This window comes from Kineococcus indalonis (assembly GCF_009906395.1).
GTDB classification, from domain to species: Bacteria; Actinomycetota; Actinomycetes; order Actinomycetales; family Kineococcaceae; genus Kineococcus; species Kineococcus indalonis.
Genome location: NZ_JAAALM010000975.1, coordinates 1 through 598, shown reverse-complemented (window position 1 = coordinate 598; position 598 = coordinate 1). Strand labels below are relative to the sequence as shown.

Below are 598 nucleotides of genomic sequence, written 5' to 3'. Positions count from 1 at the left end.
GGCGGGGCTGCCGTCGGGGCCGGCGGGCACGTCCTGCAGGCCGTGCCACACGGGCAGCCCGAGGCGGTGGGCGGCCGCGACGTCGGCGTCGGCGCCGGTGGAGGCCCCCGGCAGGCGCAGGACGGCGTCGCAGCGCTCGATCAGCCGCTCAGCGGTGGGGTGCAGGACGCGCTCGGCGAGCGGGTCGGTGGGGCCGGTGGCGCCGGCGCTGCGGAGCACCGGCAGGGCGATCCACTCGCCGACCACGGGCAGGTGCCCGGCGGCGAACAGGGGCCAGGCGGCCTCCTCCAGGCGGGCGAGGTTGGCGGCCATCTTCGCGGGGTCGTCGCCGGTGCCCGAGCGGTAGGGGCCGGCGACGAGGATGCACAGGGATCGGCTCACGTGCGGCACACTACGCACGAACGCGGAAGAACGTGGACGATTGCGGAGGTACGGGGTGCTGGCGGCGCAACGGCGGGACGAGCTGCTGGACCGGCTGCGCACGCGCGGGCGCGTGGTCGCCAAGGAGGTCGCCGCCGAGCTGGGCACCACCGAGGACACGGTCCGGCGCGACCTGCGCGAGCTGGCCGCCGCCGGGCTGTGCCAGCGCGTGTACGGC

General features: G+C 77.6%; 2 protein-coding genes. One reads left to right on the top strand and one right to left on the bottom strand.

The annotated features are described in order from the left end of the window. Positions 1 to 312, bottom strand: a 312-nt coding sequence (locus GTR00_RS22275) for a DUF4406 domain-containing protein (protein WP_407659774.1), incomplete at its 3' end; no start/stop codon positions are given. A 124-nt stretch (positions 313 to 436) separates the two neighbouring features. Here GTR00_RS22275 and GTR00_RS22270 point away from each other — a divergent pair. Next, positions 437 to 598: DeoR family transcriptional regulator (locus GTR00_RS22270; RefSeq protein ID WP_166613645.1), on the top strand; the 162-nt coding region annotated here is incomplete at its 3' end.